This is a genomic window from Megasphaera massiliensis (assembly GCF_000455225.1).
Taxonomy (GTDB): Bacteria; Bacillota; Negativicutes; order Veillonellales; family Megasphaeraceae; genus Megasphaera; species Megasphaera massiliensis.
Genome location: NZ_HF954537.1, coordinates 861,587 through 884,473, shown reverse-complemented (window position 1 = coordinate 884,473; position 22,887 = coordinate 861,587). Strand labels below are relative to the sequence as shown.

Below are 22,887 nucleotides of genomic sequence, written 5' to 3'. Positions count from 1 at the left end.
AACTTAAATTACGGCCTCTTGGGAACGGTCATCGAAGCCGTGACCGGTCAGCGCTTTGACCAGTATCAAAAGGGGCACATCCTAAAGGATCTCGATTGCCGAGGCGACTATGTGCCGGGCAACCTGCCGCAAGCCGCATTTGAAAAACTGGGTACTATTTACGGTAAGGACGATGAAGGCGGCAGCTGGCAGGGGCGGATCGATGATTTTGAAGGCCGGCAGCCGGAAAAAGAGACAGTTGCCCTTCAAAATCCTTATGCAGAAACGGTCTGTCAGACCTATAAGCTGGACGGATATCGACGGGGGACCAATGCCACCTTTTTTTCGCCTCAAGGCGGCCTGCGCCTGTCTCTGGCAGAAATGGGGCAGACTCTCGAGATGATCCTTCATGACGGGGAGTATCGAGGGCGGCGAATCCTTAGTCCTTCTTCCTTACGGGAGATGTTTCGGCCTCAGTGGCAGTATGACGGCCACAACGGCGATACCTGTGGTCAGACGATTTTTTCTTATGGCTTAGGGGCCTTTTTGGTGGATGGTACCGGCCCGGCTCGTCCCTGTCGGGAGAAAGATTTTTCTCTTTGGGGACACACGGGGCAGGCCTTTGGCCTCTTGTCGGGAATCTTTGTCATACCGGGAACGAAGAGCGGTTTTGCCTACATCATGAACGGCGAGGGAGTCTCTGAAGAAGATCCGCGAAGCGCCGGCGTTTTCAGTACCAATTATATCTGGGAAGAACGGGTTCTCGACGGTCTGTGTCGTTTTATTGACGGCCTTTAGGCCCTGTGCTATGATGATACCAATACGGAAAGTTCCATAGGGGAAGGCGATATAGACATGAATGCTTATGAAAGTACGATGAATTTTACCCGGCGGGCCGTTTGGGCCCAGATTGATCTCGATGCCGCGGCCCATAATATGCGTCAGATTCGAAAACACGTCGGTCCAAACGTCAAGATAGCGGCCGTCGTCAAGGCCAATGCCTATGGCCACGGCAGCGTCGAATTGGCCCGCACCTTTGCCGAAAACGGAGCCGACTGCTTTGCCGTTTCCAGTTTAGATGAAGCCGTTGAACTGCGGCGCTATGCCCACCTTGATAAGGAAATCTTCATCCTCGGCCATACCGATGCCAGGCGGACGGAAGAACTCCTTACCTATGATATTGAACCGGCCGTCTTCAACTTGAAAAATGCTCGTTTTTTCTCCGAAGAAGCTCAGCGCTTTGGCAAGGTCCTGCGAGTTCATATTGCCATCGATACGGGCATGAGCCGCGTCGGCTTTCCCGTCAATGAAGCCAGCGTCGCCGACATCAAGACCTTGGCAGCCCTGCCCAATATCGAAGTCCGCGGTATCTTTACCCACTTTGCCGTATCGGACTGTGAGGATAAGACCTTTACGCGCGAACAATACGGCCATTTTCGCTGGATGTGTAAGCGTATGGAAGAAGAAGGCATTGACATTGCCCTGCGCCACTGCTGCAACAGTGCGGCCGTCCTCGAGCTTCCCGAATATTACTGCGACATGGTGCGGCCGGGTATCATCATGTATGGCTGTGAACCGTCGCCGGAAATCGATATTACGCCCTACGACCTGCGGCCGGTCATGTCCCTTCGCTGCTGTATCGCCCACGTCAAACTCATCGATGCCGGAGCGACCGTCAGTTATGGCCGGCACTATACGGCACCGGACCGCCGTAAAATCGCGACCCTTCCCGTAGGCTATGCCGACGGCTATTCCCGCATTTTGTCGGGCAAGGTCGACGTCCTCTATCACGGACACCGCGTCCCTCAGGTCGGGACGATCTGCATGGATCAGTGCATGATCGACGTCAGCGGTGAAGCCAACGTTCACGCCGGAGACGAAGTCGTCCTTTTCGGTCAGCAAGGCGACAGCTTCATTTCCATCGAAGAAATCGCCCGTGTCTGCGGTACGATTAATTATGAAATCATGTGCAATTTATCCCGCCGCGTTCCCCGTGTTTATATGAAAAACGGCAAAGCCGTCGGCCGGGAAGAGTATCTGTTTGACAAGCCCATAAGCGAATAGATAAGAAAAAATACTGTTCCTCTCACGAGGACAGTATTTTTTTGTTATAAACCTTTTATCATTCTTGCAAAAGTGATATAATATATGTAAAGAATGCATATTAAAGTGCAAAAATAATCATAGGAAAAGGCGGTGTATTAGTATGAATTGGAACGACAAAACAGCGGCAAATGTTAGGGCTATCAAGCCATCGGGGATTCGCAAATTCTTTGATATTGCAGCCCAGGTCGAAGGCGTCCTGTCCCTCAGTATCGGCGAACCGGATTTTGCGGCCCCGGACAAAGTTATCGATGCGATGAAGAAAAGCCTCGATGCGAAAGAAACGAGCTATACCGGCAACTCTGGCATGATGGAACTTCGTGAAACCATCAGCGAAACCTTTGAAAAACGCTATGGCGTCAAGTACGATCCGAAAGATGAAATCTTGGTTACGGTCGGCGTTTCCGAAGGCTTGGCAATGGCTCTGTTGGCTATGACTGAACCGGGCGACGAAGTCCTCATTCCTGACCCGGCTTATGTAGCTTATCCGGCAGCTGTTGAATTGGCAGGCGGGAAAGCCGTATTCGTACCGACTTATCCGGAAGATGATTTTAAACTGAGCGTGGCTGCTCTGGAAAAAGTCGTTACGCCGAAGACGAAAGCTTTGGTCATCGGCTATCCGAACAACCCGACCGGTACGGTTATGACGGCCGAAGAATTAATGCCAATCGCTGAATTCGTTAAAAAACACGATTTAATCGTCATGGCTGACGAAATTTACTGCGAACTCATGTACGGCGATGCTAAGTTCACGACCTTCGCTAAATTACCGGACATGCGCGAACGGACCATCGTATTTAACGGTTTCTCCAAGGCTCATGCTATGACCGGCATGCGTCTCGGCTATATCTGCGCACCTCGCGACGGGTTAGCACCGATTTTAAAACTCCACCAGTATGCCATCATGTGCGCCAACACGACGGCTCAGTTCGGTGGGATTACAGCCCTTAAGGACTGCGATGAAGAAGTAGAAGCTATGCGTCAGGAATACGACCGCCGCCGCCAAGTTATCTATAAAGGCCTGCGCGACATCGGCCTGCCGGTCTTTGAACCGAAGGGCGCTTTCTACATCTTCCCGGATATTCGCTGCACGGGCATGAAGTCTTCTGAATTCTGCGAAAAGTTGGTCCAGGAAGAAAAAGTTGCCGTCGTTCCGGGTACGGCCTTTGGCGAACAGGGTGAAGGCTTTGTCCGCATCTCTTATGCAACCAGCATGGAAACGATCCAAGAAGCGCTCAAGAGAATGGGCCGTTTCGTCGAAAAATACCGCAAATAATCTTACTTCTGTATTGCTTATCAACTGATTTCTCAAATTTTCCATAAAAAAGGAGCTGTCCTGAGGGGCAGCTCCTTTTTTATGTCCGATGAATTTAGATGAATCGTCCGATGAAGGGCATTTTTGCAGCGTCTTGACGGGTAACACCGCCGCTTAAGACCATGCCGCCAATGTAGATGACCGATCCGATGATGCACGATAGGAAGAGGGCCAAGAATAGGCCGATATGGCTGAAAAGGTAAGGGTACATAAAGTACATGGCGACGCCCATAACGGCAGCCGAGACGATGTTCTTTAAGATGACCTTGACTTCAATGACGTAGCCGATCTCACGGTAGATGAAGCACATGTTGAGGACGGCCGCAACGCCGATGTCGGCGACGGTGGCATAGGCGGCCCCGGTAATGCCAAAGGCCGGGATGGCGACTAAGAACCAGTTGCAGAGAACTTTGACGATACAGGCCAGGGCCATGTTGATGACCGGAATCTTCGGCTTCTTGAGGCCTTGAAGGATGGCCGTTGAAATCTGGTGCAGACCTAAGAAACAGATGGCGATGGCTACGGCCCTTGTCGCTTCTGTTGCGGCTGGGGCGTTGTAGATGAAGGTGACGATAGGTTCTGCCATGACGTAGAGGATGACACTGAAGGGGATGGTGACCAAAAAGGCGATACGCATGGACGTTGCCGTCCGTTCCCGGATTTCACCGTACTCTTTCAAGGTAAAGCTGTGACTGATAGCCGGTACCAGGCTCATGGCCATGGCGGCTGTCAAAATGGTGGCCAGGTTGATGAGCGGGACTGACATGCCCGTCAGGTAGCCGTAGAGGGCCGTTGCCTGATGGGTAGCATAGCCGGCAGCTTCTAACCGCCGCGGTACGATGAGCAGATCGAGGTTGGAGACGACGGGGAGCATGATGCTCGACAGGGAAATAGGAATCGCCAGGACGACGAGGCGCTTTAAGATATCCTTGATTTTTTCCTGTTCGAAAACAGGTCCGTCGACGGGAAGGGACCGCTTCAGTTTATAATAGTAATAGACGAGAACCAGCCAAGCGGCAAGGCCCCCGGCTCCGGCACCGAGACTGGCGCCGCCGGCTGCATAATCGAGGCCGTAAGGCAACAGGAGAGCGGCAAAGCCCAGCATGACGACGACGCGGACCAACTGTTCCACAATTTGGGACAAGGCCGTCGGTGTCATCTGCTGCCAGCCTTGGAGATAGCCGCGATAGCCGGCGATGATCGTAGTAAAGAAGATGGCCGGTGCCAGGGCGATGAGCGAGTAGTAAGCCCGGCTTTCTCGGATGATATGTTCATCGATAAGGAAGCTGGAGCCAAAGAACATGAGGACACTCAGGACAAAGGCCGTCGTACACAGCATCGACAGGGATACGTGAAAGATGCGCTGGGCTCCGAAGTAATCCTCTTTGGCTACTTTTTCAGCCGTAATAATGGAAATTGCAATGGGAAGGCCGGCACTGGAAATATCGAGTGCCAAGAGGTAAATCGGAAAGGCCATCTGATAGATGCCGATGCCTTCACCGCCGAGAATACGGGACAAGATGATCCAGTTGATACTGCCAATGGCTTTGACGACAAAACCGGACAAGGTCAGGATCAAGGTGCCCGAGATAAACTTGTTTGCCATAATAACCCCTTATCTCTCTAGAAATTTATCACGATAACAACTAATTTTATCACATTTGCCAGGCCTTGTATATAGTCAAAGGCCGGCCGAAAGGCTTGCATCTTGGCAGTCTTTGTGCTAGTGTAAACGTAAAATCCAGATAGAGAAAGTGATGTATTATAATGAATGTACTGACAGTAGAACAGGTAAAAAAATCATACGGCCTTCGCGTCCTCTTCGACGACGTGACCTTCGCCATCGACAGCGGGCAGAAATTGGGACTCATCGGTCTCAATGGGGCGGGGAAGACGACCCTCCTCAAGATCATTGCCGGTCTGTCCGATATGGACAGCGGCACGTTGTGGTTCAATCCCAAGGCGCGCATCCATTATCTGCCCCAGGAACCGCAGTTCGTACAAGGCCACACGGTCCTTGAGAGTGTCCTTGACGGCAATCTGCCGGTCATGAAGCTTCTCCGGCAGTACGAAGAGGCCGTTCAAAAAGGGGATGACCGGGCCGTCGTCTCCCTCAGTGCCGAAATGGACCGCCAGCAGGCCTGGGAACTGGAGTCGAAAGCCAAAATCATCCTCGGCAAACTGGGGATTTCTGACCTTACGAAATCCGTTGACGACCTGTCCGGCGGCCAGCGCAAACGTCTGGGCCTGGCCCGGGCGCTGATTATGCCCTGCGACCTCCTCATCATGGATGAACCGACGAACCATCTCGACGAACAGACGATCCTTTGGCTGGAAGAATACCTCCGCGACAGCAAATCGGCTATCCTGCTCAGTACCCATGACCGCTATTTTCTCGATACCGTCGTCGATTCGATGATCGAACTCGACCGAGGGCATGTCTATACGTATGCCGGCAATTACAGCCAGTATCTCGAACTTCGCCAGGAACGACTGGAGCGGGATAAAGCCAGTGAAGCCAAACGGCGCAACCTCATCCGTCGGGAAAAAGCCTGGATTCAGCGCGGTGCCCAGGCCCGGTCGACGAAGCAGAAGGCCCGAAAAGAACGGTATGAACAGCTCTGTGCTATTGAAAACGGCAAACCCATCGGTGAAGTCGAGTTTCTCGACACGTCAGCCCGCCTGGGGAAAACCATCCTCGACATCGACGATGTGGCCTTTGGTTACGACCCGGTCAAGCCCTTGTTCCAACACGTCGATTATCACGTCGTTAAACATGACCGCATCGGAATTATCGGTGCCAACGGCGTCGGCAAGTCGACCCTGCTCAAAGTCCTGTCCGGCCAATTAGTTCCGACGGAAGGATCCCTTACTATCGGACAGACCGTTCGTTTTGGATTCTTTACCCAGCGGCTGCCCGATTTTGATGAATCGATGCGGGTTATCGATTACATTCAGGAACGGGGGCACTTTGTGGTCAACCAATTCGGCCAGCGCATTTCGGCAACGCGCCTCCTCGACCAATTCCTGTTCACCGAAGAGATGCAGCATACGTTCATTGCCAAGTTAAGCGGCGGTGAACGGCGGCGCCTTTATTTACTGCGCCTGCTCATGGATCAGCCCAACGTGCTCTTATTAGATGAACCGACGAATGACCTCGATATTCCGACCCTGACGGTCCTTGAAAATTATCTCGATACTTTTCAAGGTGTCGTCCTCGTCGTGTCTCACGATCGTTACTTCCTGGATCGGGTGGTTGATAAACTTTTCACATTACACGCGGGGCAGTGGGAACGATTTTACGGCGATTATAGTGAATACTTGGAAGAAAAATACAGCCATCACCAAGAAAAGAAAAGTGAAAAAGCCTCTGGACCTTCTATTACTAAAACGAATATAAAAGCGGTACAGATTAAGGCCGGACTGACGCAGCGCCAAGAAGAAGAGTTGAAGAAAATTACGGAAGAACTGCCTCGTTATGAGGCCATGCTCAAAGGAATCAACGCGGCTATCGCCGCCGCCGGCAGTAATTACGAACAAGTGGAAACTCTCTTGGCCGATCAAAAGGAAACGCAAGAGAAAGTAGATGCTTTGACGGAAAGATGGTGTGAGTTAGAAGATTTAAAAGGGGAGTAACCGTAATTTTTTAAACATGATAAAAAAGCATAGGAAATATGGCAAAAAGGGGCTCGAATTCTCTAAAAGCAATGGAAATTTATGCTGGTTTGTATTATCCTATAAGTAACAAAGTTTGTGATAAAATGTTACATAGTTCTTGGCGCTGCCAACATCATACCCAGCATTTTAAATTTCAGACCGAAAAGGAGTATTCGCCATGCCTGAATTTCATTCCCGCTTTGAAAACATCGACCGCCGCGTCCCCATTGATGAACATAACTGTGCCGTTCAGTTCGACGTGACTAAGTGTAAGAACTGTACCTTATGCCGCAGAGCCTGTGCCGACACGCAGACCGTACTCGACTATTACTCCCTGTCCAGTACCGGCGATCTGCCGATTTGCGTTCATTGCGGCCAGTGTGCGACAGCCTGCCCCTTTGATGCCATTAACGAAGTCAATGACGTCGGCCGGGTCAAGGAAGCTCTGAACGATCCGGATAAGATCGTTATTTTTCAGACGGCTCCTGCCGTCCGCGTCGGCCTCGGGGAAGCCTTTGGCATGGAACCGGGCAGCTTCGTCGAAGGGAAAATGGTATCGGCCCTTCGCGCCCTCGGTGCAGACTACGTTTTTGATACCGACTTTGGTGCCGATATGACCATCATGGAAGAAGCGATGGAGCTCCTGCACCGTCTGCAGTCTGAAGAAATTCCTATCCCGCAGTTCACCAGCTGCTGCCCGGCCTGGGTCGAATTTGCGGAAACGTTCTATCCGGACCTCATTCCTCATCTGTCGTCGACGAAGAGCCCAATCAGCATCTTGAGCCCGATCATCAAGACGTATTTTGCCCAGCAGAAAAATATCGATCCCAAGAAAATCGTCAATGTCTGCGTTACGCCGTGTACGGCGAAGAAATCTGAAATCCGACGTCCTCAGCTGAGCGCTGCCGGCCTGTTCTGGGATGAACCGGAAATCCGCGATACCGATATCTGTATCACCACGCGGGAATTGGCGAAGTGGATCCAGGAAGAAAACATCGACTTCGATGCTTTGGAAAACAGCCATTTCGATAAGACCTTTGGGTCTTCGTCCGGCGGCGGTCGTATTTTCGGCAACTCCGGCGGCGTTATGGAAGCGGCCATCCGCACGGCTTATCATATGTTCACCGGCCGTCCGGCACCGAAGGACTTCATCCCCTTTGAACCGGTACGAGGCCTGCAAGGCGTCAAGAAAGCGACGGTCATCTTCGGTCACTTCGTCATCCACGTCGCAGCTATCAGTGGCCTTGCCAATGCCAGGGCCTTTATCGACGAACTCATCAAGGAAGATGCCTTTGAAGACTATTCCTTCATTGAAATCATGGCCTGCCCCGGCGGCTGCATCGGCGGCGGCGGTCAGCCGAAAGTCAAGATGCCTCAAATCAAAAAGGTACAAGAAGCCCGGACGGCGTCCTTGTATCAGAGCGATGCCGATACGGACGTCAAGGCCAGCTGGCAGAATCCGGAAATCGCCGAACTCTATGAAGTATTCCTCGATGAACCACTGTCGGAAATGGCAGAATTTACCTTACATACTTATTTCTCCGATAAGAGCGATCAGTTGGGCCGCATGAAGAACCTTACGCCTCAAACGAATCCCATGTCACCGAAATACAAACCTCCGACAGCTGAATAAGGAGATTTATCACAAAGGTCCTGCATCTTTTTGCAGGGCCTTTTTTTGTCGGGATTTTTGCCGATGGCTGTGCGGCGGGTTTTATAACCATTGTGGATAAAAAATATATACAATAAATAAGATATTGACAACCAATATCATGTAAGGCTATAATAAGTATGTACTCATTGTAACAAGCTATGAGATGGAGGTTTAAGACAGTATTTATCTTTGTTTTAGGTGAGAGGAAATTAGGAACACTCGATTGCAGCGAATGAAGATAATCTGTATAACCTGTCATTTCTGGCTTGAAAACCAAGAAAGAAGGTATACATAATGAAAAAGAAAATCACAACAACCTTAGCCGTTATGATGGCTGCCGGTGCTGCCAGCGCCTTTGCAGCCAATCCCTTCGTCGATGTACCGTCTGACAGCTGGGCGTATAAATCTGTCGTAGAATTGGCTGATGCCGGCATCATCCAGGGTGTCGACGGCGAACACTTCCAGGGTCAGCGCAACATTACCCGTTATGAAGCTGCCGAAATGGTCGCTAAAGCCATGGCCCACATGGATAAGGCTTCTGTTGAACAGCGGGCTCTCATCAACAAATTGGCTGATGAATTCGCTGACGAACTCAACAACCTCGGCGTTCGCGTCAGTGCTCTTGAAAACCGCGTCGGCAATGTCAAATTGACCGGTGATGCTCGTGTCCGCTTCCAGCACCAGAGCCGTGGCTCTGCTAACGGCAACGACGGCGCCGGCTACCGCAATGATTCCTCTTGGGATTACCGTGTTCGTATTCGTGCCAATGCACAGGTCAATGACCGTACGACGGTAACCTACGGTATCAGCACCAACGACCTTAACTTTGCTGATAACGGTGCAGCTGACAGCAACAACGATATCTTCACGGATAATGCCAAAGTCGATTACAACTTCGGCGGCAATACGTGGAACCTCAGCGTAGGCCGTACCGATACGTACGTCCTCGGCGGTGATCATGCCTACGGCTTCCAGTACGGCGACGTCTTCGACCGCGCTGAATTGTCCTATTCCGGCGACCACTTTGCGGTAACCGGCGGCTATGGTAAGTTTAAAGCCGGCGACATTGCAGGTTCCGACGATGACGGCCTGGACGGTGTCAAGACCGGCTACGGCGTCTTAGAAGGCATCTTCGGCGGCGGCAGCTCGGCAGGTTCTGCTATCGGTGCTTATTACAATGACTTCTCCGTCAGCGGCGGCACCAATACAGGCGATTACTTTGCAGCCGATGATCTCTGGGGTGCTTATGCCAGCTTGAATTTTGGCAAGTGGAACGCTTTGGCGAACTATGAAAAGATTAACAGCAACAGCGCTCAGCTCAGTGATGGATATACGAAGGATCCGGAAGTATGGATCGGCAAATTGACTTACGGCTCGGCTGACAGCGATACGAAAGGTACGTGGGATGCTTGGGTTGAATACCTCAACTCTGATAAAGGCGCCCTCCTCGGCGGTGCGACGAACTCTTGGCGCGATGACAGCGTCCTCGACAACGTCAAGTCTTGGGGTGTCGGCATCGACTACACCTTGGCGAAAAACGTCGTCCTCACGGCTGCTCAGACCTTTGGCACTAAAGCTAAACACGGCTCGGACGATCCCGATGAATTCACGGATGTAGAAATCAACTTCTTATTCTAAGAGTCATCCTCCCCTGCATAGATAAAACACGAAAGAGGACTGTCAATTGGCAGTCCTCTTTCGCATAGGGGGAGGTGGTTTGCAAAAACAATATTCTAAAGCATAAGTATAAATACTCGTAACGAGATATCAAAATTCTTACATATTCGTTATACTTCACTAATCGTGAATGGGGGACGTTGTGAAGATACGGTGTGTAATTACCTTGAAACGTTATCACCATGAGTCGATGTGACGGAATCGCTGAAAATTTGAGATTTATCCTAAAATGGAGTTAAAAAAGAGTGGCTATTTGACTTATTTGCACTCCAATATGGACTTTTTCGGCTATTCGTGGGATAATAAATAAGTTAACAGTTTAGGATCGTAAAGGAGAAGATAGCGTGCTTAAAAAAATATGGATGCTTCCGCTTATCATGCTCATCTGTCTGATTCCGATGGTATCAGCTCATGCAGCGGCGAAAACGGAAATTACCAATGTGCGGACGGCAACGCGAAACGATGCCAATACGCCTTTTGTCCGGACCGTTCTCGATGTCAGCGGCAAGGTAAATCCCAAACTTTACATCGATAACTCTGGCGAGTATGTTTTTGTAACCTTGCCCAATACCAGCATCGGTAAGAAGGTAGATAAAACCTACAAACCTAATAGTAACGTCATATCCCGCGTGAAACTGTCGTCGCGCTCAGCCGGTACGGATGTCACCATCAAGGTGCCCCAGGCGGTGACCAAGAACGATGTCAAAGTCTTTACCCTTCCCGGGGCGACGGGCGCGAAGGGGTCAAGCCGTGTCGTCATCGACATAAACGATAAGTCCGGTAAGGTTAAACAGTGGAGTACCGACAAGAACAGTAAGACCACGTCCAAACCGGCGGTAAAGCCGTCTTCGACCTGGAAGTCGCCGACAAAGACGACGACTCCGGCCAAACCATCGGCTACGACCGTTCCTGTCTACGCCAGCAGCCAGTCTTACAGCCTGACCAAGGGGCTTCAGGGCAAGACCATTGCCATCGATCCCGGTCATGGCGGCTCAGACTCCGGTGCTGTCGGTGCTTTTTCGAAGGAAAAAGACATTACCCTGGCCATTTCTAAGAAGGTTGCTTCCTTGTTGAATGCAGCCGGTGCCAACGTCGTCATGACCCGCACGACTGACGTCGACGTCTACGCTCCGTATGACGGTGCCGTAGAAGAACTGCAGGCCCGCAGCAATATTGGCAATGCCGCCAAGGCTGACGTATTCATCAGCATTCACATCGATTCCTTCGATTCACCGTCTGCCGGCGGTGTCACGGCCTATTACAACAGCAAGACGCCTTATGATTACGGCCTGGCCAACTACATTCACCAGCAGAACATGAAGGCGACGAACTTCTCTGACCGCGGTGTCAAGACGGCCAACTTCTACGTCCTCCTGCATACCAACATGCCGGCGACGCTCCTCGAATTGGGCTTCATCTCCAATCCGAGCGAAGAACAGGCCCTCAATACAGAGGCTCAGCAGCAGAACTTTGCCGAAAGCATTGTAAAAGGGTTGGCGGACTACTTTAATCACAACGGAAACTAATCCCGTTTCTCTCGAATATCCCCGTTATCGGCTCGGCCGTGACGGGGATATTGTCTGTCCGGGACAAAGGCTGTTTTGTAAGTTTCCAAGGGCTTTTATATTGACAGTCCCGATGATTCATGATATAGTGGATGAGTCGTAGCATAAGTGGCTATGGATAAGCCGCGTGGAGAGGCTTGTAAGCGTCCTTTTACGGAACGCCGTATCCAGCGAGTATATTGATGAGGAGGTGTCACTCATGTACGCTATTATTAAAACAGGTGGAAAACAGTATCGTGTCCAGGAAGGCGACAATATCTTTGTCGAAAAGTTGGATGCTGATGTTGATTCCAATGTCGTATTCGACCAGGTATTGGCAGTCGTCAACGACGGTGATGTTAAAGTAGGTGCTCCCGTTGTCGAAGGCGCTAAAGTAACGGCAAAAGTATTGGCTCAGGGTAAAGAAAAGAAAATCCTTGTTTTCAAATACAAAGCAAAATCTAACTACCGTCGTCGTCAGGGCCATCGTCAGCCTTTCACGAAAGTTTCTATCGAAAAAATCGAAGGCTAATGATTACCATTACGATGCATCGAGATAAGGAATATCGCTATACGGGATTTACCATAAGCGGCCATGCCGATTATGCAGAAGAAGGAAGCGATATTGTCTGTGCCGCCGTATCGGCACTGTCACAGACTGCTTTGTTGGGTCTCATGGAGTATGCTTCGAAGGACGTACCCTATGAAGTAAACGAAGGATTCTTATCGGTAACGGTTCCTGAGCCCTCTGAAGCGTCAGAGATTATCTTAGGGACTATGGCAAGAGGATTGCAGGAAATGGTGCGACAGTATGGAGAATACGTCGTACTCGACTTATAGATGTCAGGAGGTGGACGGAATGTTCAATTTCAACTTACAGCTTTTCGCTCATAAAAAAGGGACAGGCTCCACGCGTAACGGTCGTGACAGCGAATCGAAACGCCTTGGCGTAAAATGCCATGACGGCGTCATCGTTAAAGCCGGCAACATCATCGTTCGCCAGCGTGGTACGCACTTCCATCCGGGCACTAACGTAGGCATCGGCAAAGATGATACGTTATTTGCTACGGCTGCAGGCAAAGTTGCGTTCGAACGCGCTGGTAAATACAACCGCAAAGTCAGCGTATACCCTGTAGAAGCGTAAATACGTGAAGAAAAGAACTGCCGCAGTGAGGCTCAGGCCGACTGTGTCGGTTCTTTTTTTGTTTGCAAAAATCCCTTTGACGCGGCCTTAAAATCCTGTATAATAGAACTTGTATTTACTTTGATTAAACTCAAGCGGAGGTGTACACCATGCGTGTTACTGTCAATGGAGAAAACCGTGAGCTCCACGTCTATGACCGCGAGACGGGAAGAGACTATGCCAAACCCATCGTCTGTTCCCAGGAACAATTAGAAACGGATATGTACGGCGAGTTCGTCCTGACTGAAGAAGAATACGCCCATTGGACTGAATTACTGGCGATACAGCAGGAGTCGGAAGACCTGCTCTTTGCCTTAAAAGATGCCGTCGTAAAAGAAGAATGGGACAACTACCTGTACGAAGAAACGAAGTACATGACGACGACCATGGAGACGATTCAGATGGAAAATATCTGTGTCAAGGAATTGAAAGAAGCCTTGGAAACGGGAAATCAAGAATGGCTGACAGAGAACCATTTTTTCAAGACCGCAGAAAAAATGAAAAAATAAAGGAAGTCTTATGGTGAAAAAAATATGTTCCTGGATCATTGGCGTCATCCTTACCGTCTTGGTCCTACTCATCGGCGTGTTTTCCTTTTGGTATTTCGGTTCGACGAACTACCATCTGACCGGCGTGCCTGTCTTGAACTATCATCAGGTCAACAATAAGTTCAATACGGTACTGACCATGAAGCCAGCCGATTTTGAACAACAGATAAAGTACCTTCATGACAACGACTATCATGCTATCACCTTGGAACAGTTCGATGCCTATATGCGGGGCGAAGGAGATTTGCCCGACAGGCCAATCCTCATTACCTTTGATGACGGTTATGTCGACAATTATGAAGATGCCTATCCCATCTTGAAGAAGTATCACATGAGGGGGACGATCTTCCTCATTATCAACCTCGTGGGAACGCCGGGCTATCTGACTTGGGACCAGGTTCATGAAATGGCGGCTGACGGCATGGAATTCGGATCCCATACGATGAGTCATAAGCCCTTGACCAGCTTTGACCGCCAGGGCGCACGGTATGAGCTGCAGGCCTCTAAAGCCGCCATCGAAAAGGCGACGGGCAAGCCTTGTGAGTTCATCGCCTTCCCGGAAGGGAAGTATAATGATATGGTCATGGAGGAAACGAAAGAAGCCGGATACCGCTATGCCTTTACGGTTAATACGGGCCGCGATTTCCCCTGGGACGACCCTTATGACCTCGACCGCGTCCCGCTGTTTGAGGGACCTATCAGTTTCAACCATTTCCGGTTCCGCCTGACCTTCAGTGCCTTTAGTGCTCTTTTGTGGAAGAGCCACCAATATTTCAGCCATATCGAAATCACCAAAGATTTGGCCCAGCATATTCCCGAACCATAGTAGGGAACCTTCTTTGACAATGAAACCCCGGTTTCAGGTACATCCTGGAACCGGGGTTTTTGTCTGTGTCGCCTACAGTCTGCCCGTAAGGACGGCATCCTTTAGGTGTCTTACGTTGTCTGTATCGTATTCGATTTGTTCTGACCAGCGGCGGAGAGCTTCTGGAAGATCGCCCGAGGCGGTTGCCGTAAGGGCGATAAAATCCGTATTGCGGGCTGCATAGCAGGCAAGGGTTTCTATGGGGGAGTCGGCAAAGGTTTCCAGCTGACGATAAAAGATATAATCGTATATCCGCTGGTATAAGACCTTGTCACGTGTGATGGATGCCTGTACGGTTTCTCTTTCCGGCCGCTTCGTTTTTAGTGCCATAAGCGCCGCTGTCCAAGCCTCGTCGATAGGTTCTGTTTCAGAAAAAATGGCTAAGAGACGTTTGCTGGCGCTTTCTGATGGGTTGGGCTCATAGGTCAGGAGGTCTTTTGGCAGGTCGCAGCCAATATCCTGTAAGAGGCCGCCTAAGGTCCAAGATACCGACGGATCTTCCGTGTCGATGAAATGAAGGGGGCCTTTTTCCTTTAGCAGCAGCTCACAGGCCGCTTCACAGGCAAGGCCCAGGCCGCCGAGTTGGTACTCTTGGCCGGCATCATTGGTAAGCCATTCAAAGAAGCGGGGATGGAGGCGGCAGATATCGCAGAGGATGGTGTCGCCACCTTCTAAGATGAGCCGGCAGAGTCCGTCCGTACGAAGGAAGGGACAGGTCTCGTCTTCGGTCAGGACGAAGTGCCAAGCATCAGGGCCTTCTTCGATATGGTGTCGGATGGCCTCGCCTAACGGACCTTGGAGATCCTGGTAGTACGCGGCGGTGGTGTCGTCGATGTCTATTTCCCATCCTTTGCAGCAGGTATGGCGGCAGTCGCCGGCCTTGCAGCGGAAATGGGGATAAAAATCAGGAATAATCAAAAGAAGGCGTCCTTTCTAGGTGACAGGGAGACAAAAAAAGGAGCTGCCGTAACAGCTCCTTTTTTGAAAGCTAGAATTCATATGTCGTTCCCGGATCTACGACCTGGACAGGAATGTTGTACTTCGTTTCCGTCAGTTTTTTGTATTCCTGCGGGTCGGCTTCGATGATCGGCCAGGTCTTGTAATGGATGGGGATGACGAAATGGGGCTGCACCCATAAGGCTGCCAGGGCCGCATCTTCCATGCCCATGGTGAAGTTGTCGCCAATGGGCAGGACGGCGCAGTCGATTTGACCGAAGCGATCGAGAATTTTCATATCTGAGAAGAGGCCCGTGTCGCCGGCAAAGTAAACGCGTTTGCCGCCGAATTCGACGATGACACCACAGGCCAGTCCGCCTGCAATGCCCGAGCCGTGAAAGGCCGGAGTCAGCCGCACCTTGCCGAAGGGGAAGGAAGCGCTGCCGCCAACGTGCATGGCATGAGCCTTACAGCCTGCATCAGCCGCTTTGTTTGCGATTTCTGCCGTGCTGATAATCGTTGCGTCATTTGCCTTGGCAATGGCTTCAGCATCGCCGTAGTGGTCACCGTGACCGTGGGTGATGATGATGTATTGACAGGCAATATCAGTGGGACAGATGTCTGTCCAAGGATTATCGGTAATGAACGGATCAAAGAGAATCGTCGTAACGTCATCAGAAAGGGTGAATGCGGAATGACCATAGTAGTTAAATTTCATGATAGCCTCTGCTCCTAAAGACGAATCAGTCTTTTTCTGTACTGTTCAAGCTCCATTTCTTCCATTCTTCGAGCCAATCCTTGACGTGTTTCTGCGGGAGCGAGCCACAGAAGGTGTTCTTCAAGGTCTTGCGGAGTTCGTCTTCTTTGTCACCGAGAGGATAGACGTCTTTATATTCGTCATAGACGTTCCAGAAGTCGCGCATATGCAGGTTGGCATAGGTTTCGCCATAGATTTTGAAACAGGTATCGCATAAGGTGATGAAGACGGATTCGTCGTTGTGCTGGTTGGCGTCGTCGAGGAAACAGCAGCGGGTGTAGAGATGCATTTTGCTGCCGAAGAGCTGACGCAGGTAGTCATAGACTTCGGAAACCATCTGGGGCTGCAGCTGCAGCAATCTACAGCCGGGAGCGAAATACATAGGGTACTGAGCAATGTTGTCAAAATTGTCCATAAAAAGACACCTCTTTCTAAAAAATTTACAGAAAAACTGTATTTCTATTAAACAATAACTATTATTCATAAGTGTACCATAAAAAAGTCATAAACGCAATGTTCCTCTTGTACTTCCTGTATAAATCCTGTACAATATCCATTGGAGAGTGATATAACATGCATATCGTAATGGTAGAGCCGGAAATTCCCGGCAATACGGGCAACGTCGCCCGGTTGTGTGCAGCCAATCATATTTCACTGCACTTGGTAAAGCCTCTAGGGTTTTCCATTGATGATAAGCACTTAAAACGGGCAGGACTCGATTACTGGTCCCTCGTCGACGTCCGGGTCCATGAAAATTTTCAGGAAGTCCTGGATACATATAAGGAGCATCGCTTTTTTTATTTAACGACGAAATCGGAACAGTGTTACGCCGATATCCAGTTCCAAGAAGACGACTTTCTCGTATTCGGCAAGGAAACAAAAGGCCTTCCGGAAGACCTGTTAAAGGCCAATCCTGAACGCTGTTTCCGGGTTCCCATGGTAGAAGACGCACGGAGTCTCAACCTGTCGAATACCGTCGCCATCGTATCCTATGAAGCTATGCGTCAGCTCGGTTTCCCGGGCTTGGCCAAGAGCGGCATTGGCATTAAGAATCTTCAATAGTCAAGGCCCTCTATTTTTAGAATAATGAGGTGTAAAACGTGGAAATTTATGATAAGGCTCATGAATTGGCCGGTGTCATTCAGGATTGTGAAGAATATAAGGCCCTTCTCGCTGCCGGTGAGAAGCTTAACAGCGACGAAAAGACCAAGAAGCTGGTCCGTGATTTTCTGATGCTCCAGGCACAGCTCGCCTATGCCCAGTCGATGGGAGATAAACCGATCCGCAAGAAAATCGAACTGTTGAATCAGAAAGCCGAATTGGTGAAACGAAATGAAACGGCTGTAGAATATTTGACCCATTACAACAAATGGCAGGGTATGGCCGGTGAAGTATTTCAGATTATTCAAAATGCAATGGCAGAAGGAATGAGCATCCTTGATTAATAAATATGCACTGACGACTTTTGTCTCAGAATTAAGTAAATCCATTCCCACAGGACGGATTCTGCTGAACGAACCGATGAGCGAACATACGACTTTTGCCGTCGGCGGTCCGGCAGATGTATTAGTGCTGCCCGAATCGGTTAAGGAAATGTCTTTGGCCATCCGGGCTGCTCGGCGATTAGATTTGGTTGTCACTGTTCTCGGCGGCGGGTCCAACGTCCTTGTCCGCGACGGCGGCATCCGCGGCGTCGTCATTCAGCTGCAGTCCTTGAAAAAGACCTTGGCCTGCCATGACCGTAAAATTTTGGCCAGTGCCGGATACATGTTAAAGGACGTCTGCCAGTTCGCTCAGGAAAATGGCCTGACAGGGATGGAATTTGCCTGCGGCATTCCGGGAACCCTCGGTGGGGCCGTATTCATGAACGCCGGCGCTTACGACGGCGAAATGAGCCATGTTGTGTCGCGGGTACGCGTCGTAGACCGCAAGGGCAGCGTCCGTACCTATGAAGCACCGGACTTCGGCTTTTCTTATCGCCAAAGCCGATTCCAGAAGTCACAGGAATTCGTCGTCGAAGTCGAATTGACCCTGCGCAGCGGCAAGGGCGACGAAATCCAGGCCAAGATGGACGATCTCATGCATCGCCGCCGCAGCAAGCAGCCCCTCGAGATGCACAGTGCCGGCAGTACCTTTAAGCGGCCGCCGGGATATTTTGCCGGGACCCTCATCGACCAGACCGGCTTAAAAGGCCTGTCCTGCGGCGATGCCCAGGTATCGACGAAACATGCCGGTTTCGTCGTCAATACGGGGCATGCCTCGGCCAAGGACGTCCTCAACGTCATCCATGAAGTGCAGGCTCGGGTCGAACAGGCCCATGGCGTCCATTTGGAAACAGAAGTCCGTATCATCGGGGAAGATTAAGCAGTCATCCGTGGTTTGTTTGAAAAATGTATATGGAAAGGCAGTTTACCCTCAGTTGTCATGTCCCTTTCGGTGGCATAACGGTTGGCGGGAGGCTGCCTTTTTGTGCTTTTTTTAGGCCGGTTTCCGAAAGGGGAATCAAATCGTCTTATGTTGTATGAGCATGAATAAAATGTTATTATAATATTATAAAGACGGGGTGCGGGGAAATCTATGAAAAAGGCAGGTTAGTACCATGGATAAGATGGCTGTGTGGAAGCAAATGATCGATATCATAAAAACGGATGTAACGCCGGCGACGGGTTGTACCGAGCCGATTGCACTGGCTTACGCGGCGGCGGTCGCTGCCCGTGAACTTGGTGAACCGGTGCGCTTTATCGACGGACTGGTGTCAGCCAATTTGATGAAAAACGGCATGGGCGTCACCGTGCCGGGAACGGGCATGCCGGGCCTTGCCATTGCGGCTGCTGTCGGCGCCCTCGGCGGCGATGCCGATGCCGGTCTTCAGGTGCTGCAGCATCTGACGCCGGACGTCGTGACTCTCGGGAAAAAATACGTCGCTGACGGCAAGATCACCGTTTCCGTCAAAGACAATACGCCTCATGTGCTCTATGCCGAAGCCGTTGTATATGGTGAAAACCATCGGGTACAGGTCATCATCGTCGACGACCACACGAATATCGTTTATATCGAAAAAGACGGTCGGCCGATTCTTGATGAACGCGTCGAGGCCGGCAGCGAAGAGGATCCCAAGATTGCCTTCCTCAATGGCCTGACGTTGGCCGATATCGTCGATTTTGCTGAACGCGTACCCTATGGGGATATCGCTTTTTTGATAGAAGCGGAACGCCTCAACGACCACTTGTCGAAAGAAGGCCTTACGGGGATGTACGGTCTCAAGGTAGGTTACAGCCTGCAGCAAATGATTAAAAAAGGCCTCTTGGCCGACGACTTGATGCAGGCCATCCGCATCCGCTCCGTTGCCGCCTCCGACGCACGGATGGGCGGGGCTGCTTTTCCGGCTATGACCAATTCCGGATCGGGAAATCAGGGCATTGCTGCAACTGAACCGGTCACGGTCGTGGCTGACTTTTTAAAAGTCGATGAAGAAAAAAGAGTCCGTGCCCTGGCCTTGTCCAGTATGGTTGCCATCTATGCCCACAGTTTCCTGCCTAAACTCTCGGCCTTCTGTGCGACCGTTACGGCTGCTATGGGAGCTGCTGCCGCCATGGCCTGGCTGTTAGCCGACGACGACCCCTTAGGCGCTATTGAAAAGACCATAGCGACCATGTCAGGTTCTGTTGTCGGCATGGTCTGTGACGGCGCTGCCAACAGCTGCGGCATGAAGGTCCTGGCCTCGGTTACCAGTGCTTATGAAGCGGTCCTCTTAGCCCTCAGCGACGTGCGGGTGGCCGGATCTGACGGTCTTGTCGCTAATTCGGCGGATGAATGTCTCAGAAATGTCGGCTTCTTGGCGACGAAGGGGATGCAGCAGACCGACGATGAAGTCCTGGAAATCATGCTCCACAAGAATCAAGCATAAGAAATAAATCTACTTCAAACAACACGAAAGGCGAGATTAGAACGGCCTTTCGTGCTGTTTTGCTTTTCTTAATTAAAATTTGGGTAAAGATGTAAAATTAATGCCGGCGCCTTGAAAACATGGACAATTTTTTCTATTCGTGCTATACTAACCTAGTTTATAACTATGTTGTTATATGAGAGAGAGGATATTAGATGGAACGCACAGATATTAGAAACATTGCCATTATCGCTCACGTTGACCATGGTAAGACGACTCTCGTCGATGCCATGCTTAAACAGAGCCATGTTTTCCGTTCGAATGAAAAGGTAGAAGAACGGGTCATGGACTCGGGAGACATCGAACGTGAACGAGGCATTACAATCTTATCCAAAAATACATCGGTCATGCATGAAGGCGTCAAGATCAACATCGTCGACACGCCGGGGCATGCTGACTTTGGCGGCGAAGTTGAACGCGTACTGAATATGGTTGACGGCGTACTTTTGCTGGTCGACGCTTTTGAAGGCCCCATGCCGCAGACGAAATACGTTTTGCGCAAGGCTTTGGAACAGCAATTGAAGCCGATCGTCGTCATCAATAAGATCGACAAACCCGGTGCCCGTGTATCGGAAGTCGAAGACGAAGTCTTGGAACTGTTCATGGAACTCGACGCCAGTGACGAACAGCTCGATTTCCCGGTTGTCTACGCCAACGGCCGTGACGGCATTGCCAAAACGTCTATGGATGAAGAAAGCGACAACCTCGAACCCTTGTTCAATACGATCATTAAATACTGCCCGGCTCCTAAGGGCGATCTCGAAGGCCCGCTCCAGTTCATGGTTACGACCCTCGACTACGACGACTATGTCGGTAAAATCGCTATCGGCCGTATCGTCCGCGGCAAGATGCGTGCCAACCAGAACGTCGTCGTCACTGACGGCGAAAGCCAGCGCAAGGCTAAGATCGGCCGCGTTTACACATATGAAGGCTTGAAGCGCGTCGAACAGGAAGAAGCCGGCATGGGTGAAATTGCCTGCATCGTCGGTATTTCCGACCTCAAGATCGGTGAAACCGTCACCGACCCGCAGAATCCGGAAGCCTTGCCGCGCATCGACATCGACGAACCGACCTTGTCCATGATTTTCTACGTCAACGACAGCCCCTTCGCCGGCCAGGAAGGGGAATACGTCACCAGCCGTCACCTTCGCGACCGCTTGTTCCGCGAAATCCAGACCAACGTATCCCTCCGCGTCGAAGAAACGGACAGCGCCGATGCCTTTAAAGTATCGGGCCGTGGTGAACTCCATATCGCCGTCCTCATCGAAGAAATGCGCCGTCAGGGCTACGAACTTCAGATCGGCAAGCCCAGCGTCATTACGAAAGAAATCAACGGCCAGCGCTGCGAACCGCTGGAAGCGCTCACTATCGACGTTCCGCCTGAATTCATGGGCGCTGTCATGGAAAAACTCGGTACCCGTAAAGCGGAAATGGTCAATATGACCGACATTTCCGGCTACACCCGCCTGGAATTCATCATTCCGGCCCGCGGCCTCATCGGCTTCCGCAGTGAATTCCTGACGGCTACCAAGGGCAACGGCATCATGTACCATGTCTTCCAGGGCTATGCTCCTTGGAAGGGCGACATCCCGGGCCGTACGCGCGGCAGCTTAGTCGCCTTCGAATCGGGCACGACGACGGGCTACGGTATCTTCAACCTCCAGGACCGCGGCACGATGTTCATTAAGCCGGGCGAAGAAATATACCTCGGCCAGGTCGTCGGTGAAAGCAACCGCGACGTCGACATCGATGTCAACCCCTGCAAGAAGAAGCACTTGACCAACACCCGTTCTTCGGCATCGGACGAAGCCCTGCGCTTGACGCCGCCCCAAGATATGGGCCTTGAAAAATCTTTGGAATGGATCAATGACGACGAACTCGTCGAAGTTACGCCGCAGAGCATCCGTATCCGCAAAGCTATCCTCGACAAACACGACCGCAAAAAGGCTATGCGCCGCGGCCAGTAATACAGCCTATGAAGAGAAGGTTTGCTGCACTTGCAGTAAGCCTTCTTTTTTCTTGACTTTGAGCATGCTCTAAGGCGTATAATGAAAAAGAACCGTTTAAGGTCATTTATGGTAGGAGGTAAGGTTATGGAAAAATCAAAAGTGTATTTTACCGATTTTCGTTGTCATCCGGGAACGAACAATTTACAGAAGCTGCAGAAACTCTGTAAGAAGGCCGGCATCGGAAATATCAACTTTGAAGGCAAATTCGTTGCTATCAAACTCCATTTCGGGGAACTGGGCTGTTTGGCATCCCTGCGTCCGCAGTATGTCAAAGCCGTTGCTGACGTCGTTAAAGAATTGGGCGGTCGTCCTTTCTTGACGGACTGCAACACCCTCTATCCGGGCAGTCGTAAACATGCCCTGGAACATATGGACTGTGCCAACCTCAATGGTTATAACACGGTGACGACAGGCTGTCAGATCATCATTGGAGACGGTATCCGCGGTACAGATGAAGTTGAAATCCCCGTTAAAAACGGCGAATACGTCGAAACGGCTAAAATCGGCCGGGCCATTATGGATGCCGACGTCTTCATCAGCCTGGCTCACTTCAAAGGTCATGAATCGACGGGCTTTGGCGGTGCCATTAAAAATATCGGCATGGGCTGCGGCAGCCGTGCCGGTAAGATGGAACAACATTCGTCAGGCAAACCCGTTGTCGACGAAAGCCTGTGCCGCAACTGTCATCGCTGCGCCAAAGAATGCGGCTCGGAT

General features: G+C 50.9%; 22 protein-coding genes. 18 read left to right on the top strand and 4 right to left on the bottom strand.

Features of this window, described 5'->3' with window-relative positions:
• The 3 genes from TX77_RS07510 to TX77_RS07500 form a co-directional block, all read left to right on the top strand.
• A partial coding sequence (locus TX77_RS07510) for a serine hydrolase domain-containing protein (protein ID WP_044504146.1) occupies window positions 1-777 on the top strand: 777 nt, incomplete at its 5' end.
• A gap of 57 nt (window positions 778-834) precedes the next feature.
• Window positions 835-2,043 carry an alanine racemase gene (gene alr, locus TX77_RS07505; RefSeq protein WP_044504145.1) on the top strand — a complete coding sequence of 403 codons (1,209 nt, stop codon included), beginning with the start codon at window positions 835-837 and terminating at the stop codon, window positions 2,041-2,043.
• A 142-nt stretch (window positions 2,044-2,185) separates the two neighbouring features.
• Window positions 2,186-3,358 (top strand): pyridoxal phosphate-dependent aminotransferase, encoded by a 1,173-nt coding sequence (locus TX77_RS07500; RefSeq protein WP_044504144.1) that lies wholly within the window; start codon window positions 2,186-2,188, stop codon window positions 3,356-3,358.
• Window positions 3,359-3,452: 94 nt separating this feature from the next.
• Here the strand turns inward: TX77_RS07500 and TX77_RS07495 are convergent, their stop codons facing one another.
• Complete coding sequence (locus TX77_RS07495; protein ID WP_044504143.1) at window positions 3,453-5,003, bottom strand: putative polysaccharide biosynthesis protein; 1,551 nt, start codon at window positions 5,001-5,003, stop codon at window positions 3,453-3,455.
• 161 nt (window positions 5,004-5,164) lie between these two features.
• On the opposite strand from TX77_RS07495, the gene TX77_RS07490 reads away from it, so the two are divergent.
• The 9 genes from TX77_RS07490 (at window position 5,165) to TX77_RS07450 (ending at window position 14,486) form a co-directional block, all read left to right on the top strand.
• Complete coding sequence (locus TX77_RS07490; RefSeq protein ID WP_044504142.1) at window positions 5,165-7,033, top strand: ABC-F family ATP-binding cassette domain-containing protein; 1,869 nt, start codon at window positions 5,165-5,167, stop codon at window positions 7,031-7,033.
• Window positions 7,034-7,232: 199 nt separating this feature from the next.
• Complete coding sequence (locus TX77_RS07485) at window positions 7,233-8,687, top strand: [FeFe] hydrogenase, group A (protein ID WP_044504140.1); 1,455 nt, start codon at window positions 7,233-7,235, stop codon at window positions 8,685-8,687.
• A 315-nt stretch (window positions 8,688-9,002) separates the two neighbouring features.
• Window positions 9,003-10,346, top strand: a complete 1,344-nt coding sequence (locus TX77_RS07480; RefSeq protein WP_044504139.1) for an S-layer homology domain-containing protein — start codon at window positions 9,003-9,005, stop codon at window positions 10,344-10,346.
• A gap of 383 nt (window positions 10,347-10,729) precedes the next feature.
• Window positions 10,730-11,911 (top strand): N-acetylmuramoyl-L-alanine amidase family protein, encoded by a 1,182-nt coding sequence (locus TX77_RS07475; protein WP_230198081.1) that lies wholly within the window; start codon window positions 10,730-10,732, stop codon window positions 11,909-11,911.
• A 238-nt stretch (window positions 11,912-12,149) separates the two neighbouring features.
• Complete coding sequence (gene rplU, locus TX77_RS07470; RefSeq protein WP_044504138.1) at window positions 12,150-12,461, top strand: 50S ribosomal protein L21; 312 nt, start codon at window positions 12,150-12,152, stop codon at window positions 12,459-12,461.
• Window positions 12,461-12,769: a ribosomal-processing cysteine protease Prp gene (locus tag TX77_RS07465; protein ID WP_044504137.1), complete on the top strand. Its 309-nt coding sequence runs from the start codon at window positions 12,461-12,463 to the stop codon at window positions 12,767-12,769. The genes rplU and TX77_RS07465 overlap by 1 nt, the downstream gene beginning before the upstream one ends.
• 19 nt (window positions 12,770-12,788) lie before the next feature.
• A complete protein-coding gene (rpmA, locus tag TX77_RS07460) occupies window positions 12,789-13,073 on the top strand; it encodes a 50S ribosomal protein L27 (protein ID WP_020311207.1) in 285 nt (94 codons plus the stop codon).
• Window positions 13,074-13,222: 149 nt separating this feature from the next.
• A complete protein-coding gene (locus TX77_RS07455; RefSeq protein WP_044504136.1) occupies window positions 13,223-13,621 on the top strand; it encodes a hypothetical protein in 399 nt (132 codons plus the stop codon).
• A 10-nt stretch (window positions 13,622-13,631) separates the two neighbouring features.
• On the top strand, window positions 13,632-14,486 hold the full coding sequence (locus TX77_RS07450) for a polysaccharide deacetylase family protein (RefSeq protein ID WP_044504135.1): 855 nt from the start codon (window positions 13,632-13,634) through the stop codon (window positions 14,484-14,486).
• A gap of 72 nt (window positions 14,487-14,558) precedes the next feature.
• Here the strand turns inward: TX77_RS07450 and fliB are convergent, their stop codons facing one another.
• The 3 genes from fliB to TX77_RS07435 all read right to left on the bottom strand — a co-directional run bounded on the left by fliB (window position 14,559) and on the right by TX77_RS07435 (window position 16,633).
• A complete protein-coding gene (gene fliB, locus TX77_RS07445) occupies window positions 14,559-15,443 on the bottom strand; it encodes a flagellin lysine-N-methylase (RefSeq protein WP_044504134.1) in 885 nt (294 codons plus the stop codon).
• 70 nt (window positions 15,444-15,513) lie between these two features.
• Window positions 15,514-16,179: a metal-dependent hydrolase gene (locus tag TX77_RS07440; RefSeq protein WP_044504133.1), complete on the bottom strand. Its 666-nt coding sequence runs from the start codon at window positions 16,177-16,179 to the stop codon at window positions 15,514-15,516.
• Window positions 16,180-16,204: 25 nt separating this feature from the next.
• Complete coding sequence (locus tag TX77_RS07435) at window positions 16,205-16,633, bottom strand: hypothetical protein (protein ID WP_044504132.1); 429 nt, start codon at window positions 16,631-16,633, stop codon at window positions 16,205-16,207.
• Window positions 16,634-16,791: 158 nt separating this feature from the next.
• On the opposite strand from TX77_RS07435, the gene trmL reads away from it, so the two are divergent.
• The 6 genes from trmL to TX77_RS07405 all read left to right on the top strand — a co-directional run.
• Window positions 16,792-17,280, top strand: a complete 489-nt coding sequence (gene trmL / locus TX77_RS07430) for a tRNA (uridine(34)/cytosine(34)/5-carboxymethylaminomethyluridine(34)-2'-O)-methyltransferase TrmL (RefSeq protein WP_044504131.1) — start codon at window positions 16,792-16,794, stop codon at window positions 17,278-17,280.
• Between the two features lie 38 nt (window positions 17,281-17,318).
• Window positions 17,319-17,663, top strand: a complete 345-nt coding sequence (locus tag TX77_RS07425; RefSeq protein WP_044504130.1) for a YlbF/YmcA family competence regulator — start codon at window positions 17,319-17,321, stop codon at window positions 17,661-17,663.
• Window positions 17,656-18,582, top strand: coding sequence for a UDP-N-acetylmuramate dehydrogenase (murB, locus tag TX77_RS07420; RefSeq protein WP_044504129.1), 927 nt, complete (start codon window positions 17,656-17,658; stop codon window positions 18,580-18,582). Before TX77_RS07425 ends, murB begins: the two co-directional genes overlap by 8 nt.
• A gap of 235 nt (window positions 18,583-18,817) precedes the next feature.
• Window positions 18,818-20,125: an L-cysteine desulfidase family protein gene (locus tag TX77_RS07415; RefSeq protein ID WP_044504128.1), complete on the top strand. Its 1,308-nt coding sequence runs from the start codon at window positions 18,818-18,820 to the stop codon at window positions 20,123-20,125.
• 194 nt (window positions 20,126-20,319) lie between these two features.
• Window positions 20,320-22,131, top strand: a complete 1,812-nt coding sequence (gene typA, locus TX77_RS07410) for a translational GTPase TypA (protein ID WP_044504127.1) — start codon at window positions 20,320-20,322, stop codon at window positions 22,129-22,131.
• 126 nt (window positions 22,132-22,257) lie between these two features.
• Window positions 22,258-22,887, top strand: a 630-nt coding sequence (locus TX77_RS07405; RefSeq protein WP_044504126.1) for a DUF362 domain-containing protein, incomplete at its 3' end; no start/stop codon positions are given.

Bases quoted from the DNA above. Each gene is read 5' to 3' on its own strand.
- alr (WP_044504145.1), top strand. From the start codon at position 835: ATGAATGCTTATGAAAGTACGATGAATTTTACCCGGCGGGCCGTTTGG.
- TX77_RS07500 (WP_044504144.1), top strand. From the start codon at position 2,186: ATGAATTGGAACGACAAAACAGCGGCAAATGTTAGGGCTATCAAGCCA.
- TX77_RS07495 (WP_044504143.1), bottom strand. From the start codon at position 5,003: ATGGCAAACAAGTTTATCTCGGGCACCTTGATCCTGACCTTGTCCGGT.
- TX77_RS07490 (WP_044504142.1), top strand. From the start codon at position 5,165: ATGAATGTACTGACAGTAGAACAGGTAAAAAAATCATACGGCCTTCGC.
- TX77_RS07485 (WP_044504140.1), top strand. From the start codon at position 7,233: ATGCCTGAATTTCATTCCCGCTTTGAAAACATCGACCGCCGCGTCCCC.
- TX77_RS07480 (WP_044504139.1), top strand. From the start codon at position 9,003: ATGAAAAAGAAAATCACAACAACCTTAGCCGTTATGATGGCTGCCGGT.
- rplU (WP_044504138.1), top strand. From the start codon at position 12,150: ATGTACGCTATTATTAAAACAGGTGGAAAACAGTATCGTGTCCAGGAA.
- TX77_RS07465 (WP_044504137.1), top strand. From the start codon at position 12,461: ATGATTACCATTACGATGCATCGAGATAAGGAATATCGCTATACGGGA.
- rpmA (WP_020311207.1), top strand. From the start codon at position 12,789: ATGTTCAATTTCAACTTACAGCTTTTCGCTCATAAAAAAGGGACAGGC.
- TX77_RS07455 (WP_044504136.1), top strand. From the start codon at position 13,223: ATGCGTGTTACTGTCAATGGAGAAAACCGTGAGCTCCACGTCTATGAC.
- TX77_RS07450 (WP_044504135.1), top strand. From the start codon at position 13,632: ATGGTGAAAAAAATATGTTCCTGGATCATTGGCGTCATCCTTACCGTC.
- TX77_RS07440 (WP_044504133.1), bottom strand. From the start codon at position 16,179: ATGAAATTTAACTACTATGGTCATTCCGCATTCACCCTTTCTGATGAC.
- TX77_RS07435 (WP_044504132.1), bottom strand. From the start codon at position 16,633: ATGGACAATTTTGACAACATTGCTCAGTACCCTATGTATTTCGCTCCC.
- trmL (WP_044504131.1), top strand. From the start codon at position 16,792: ATGCATATCGTAATGGTAGAGCCGGAAATTCCCGGCAATACGGGCAAC.
- TX77_RS07415 (WP_044504128.1), top strand. From the start codon at position 18,818: ATGGATAAGATGGCTGTGTGGAAGCAAATGATCGATATCATAAAAACG.
- typA (WP_044504127.1), top strand. From the start codon at position 20,320: ATGGAACGCACAGATATTAGAAACATTGCCATTATCGCTCACGTTGAC.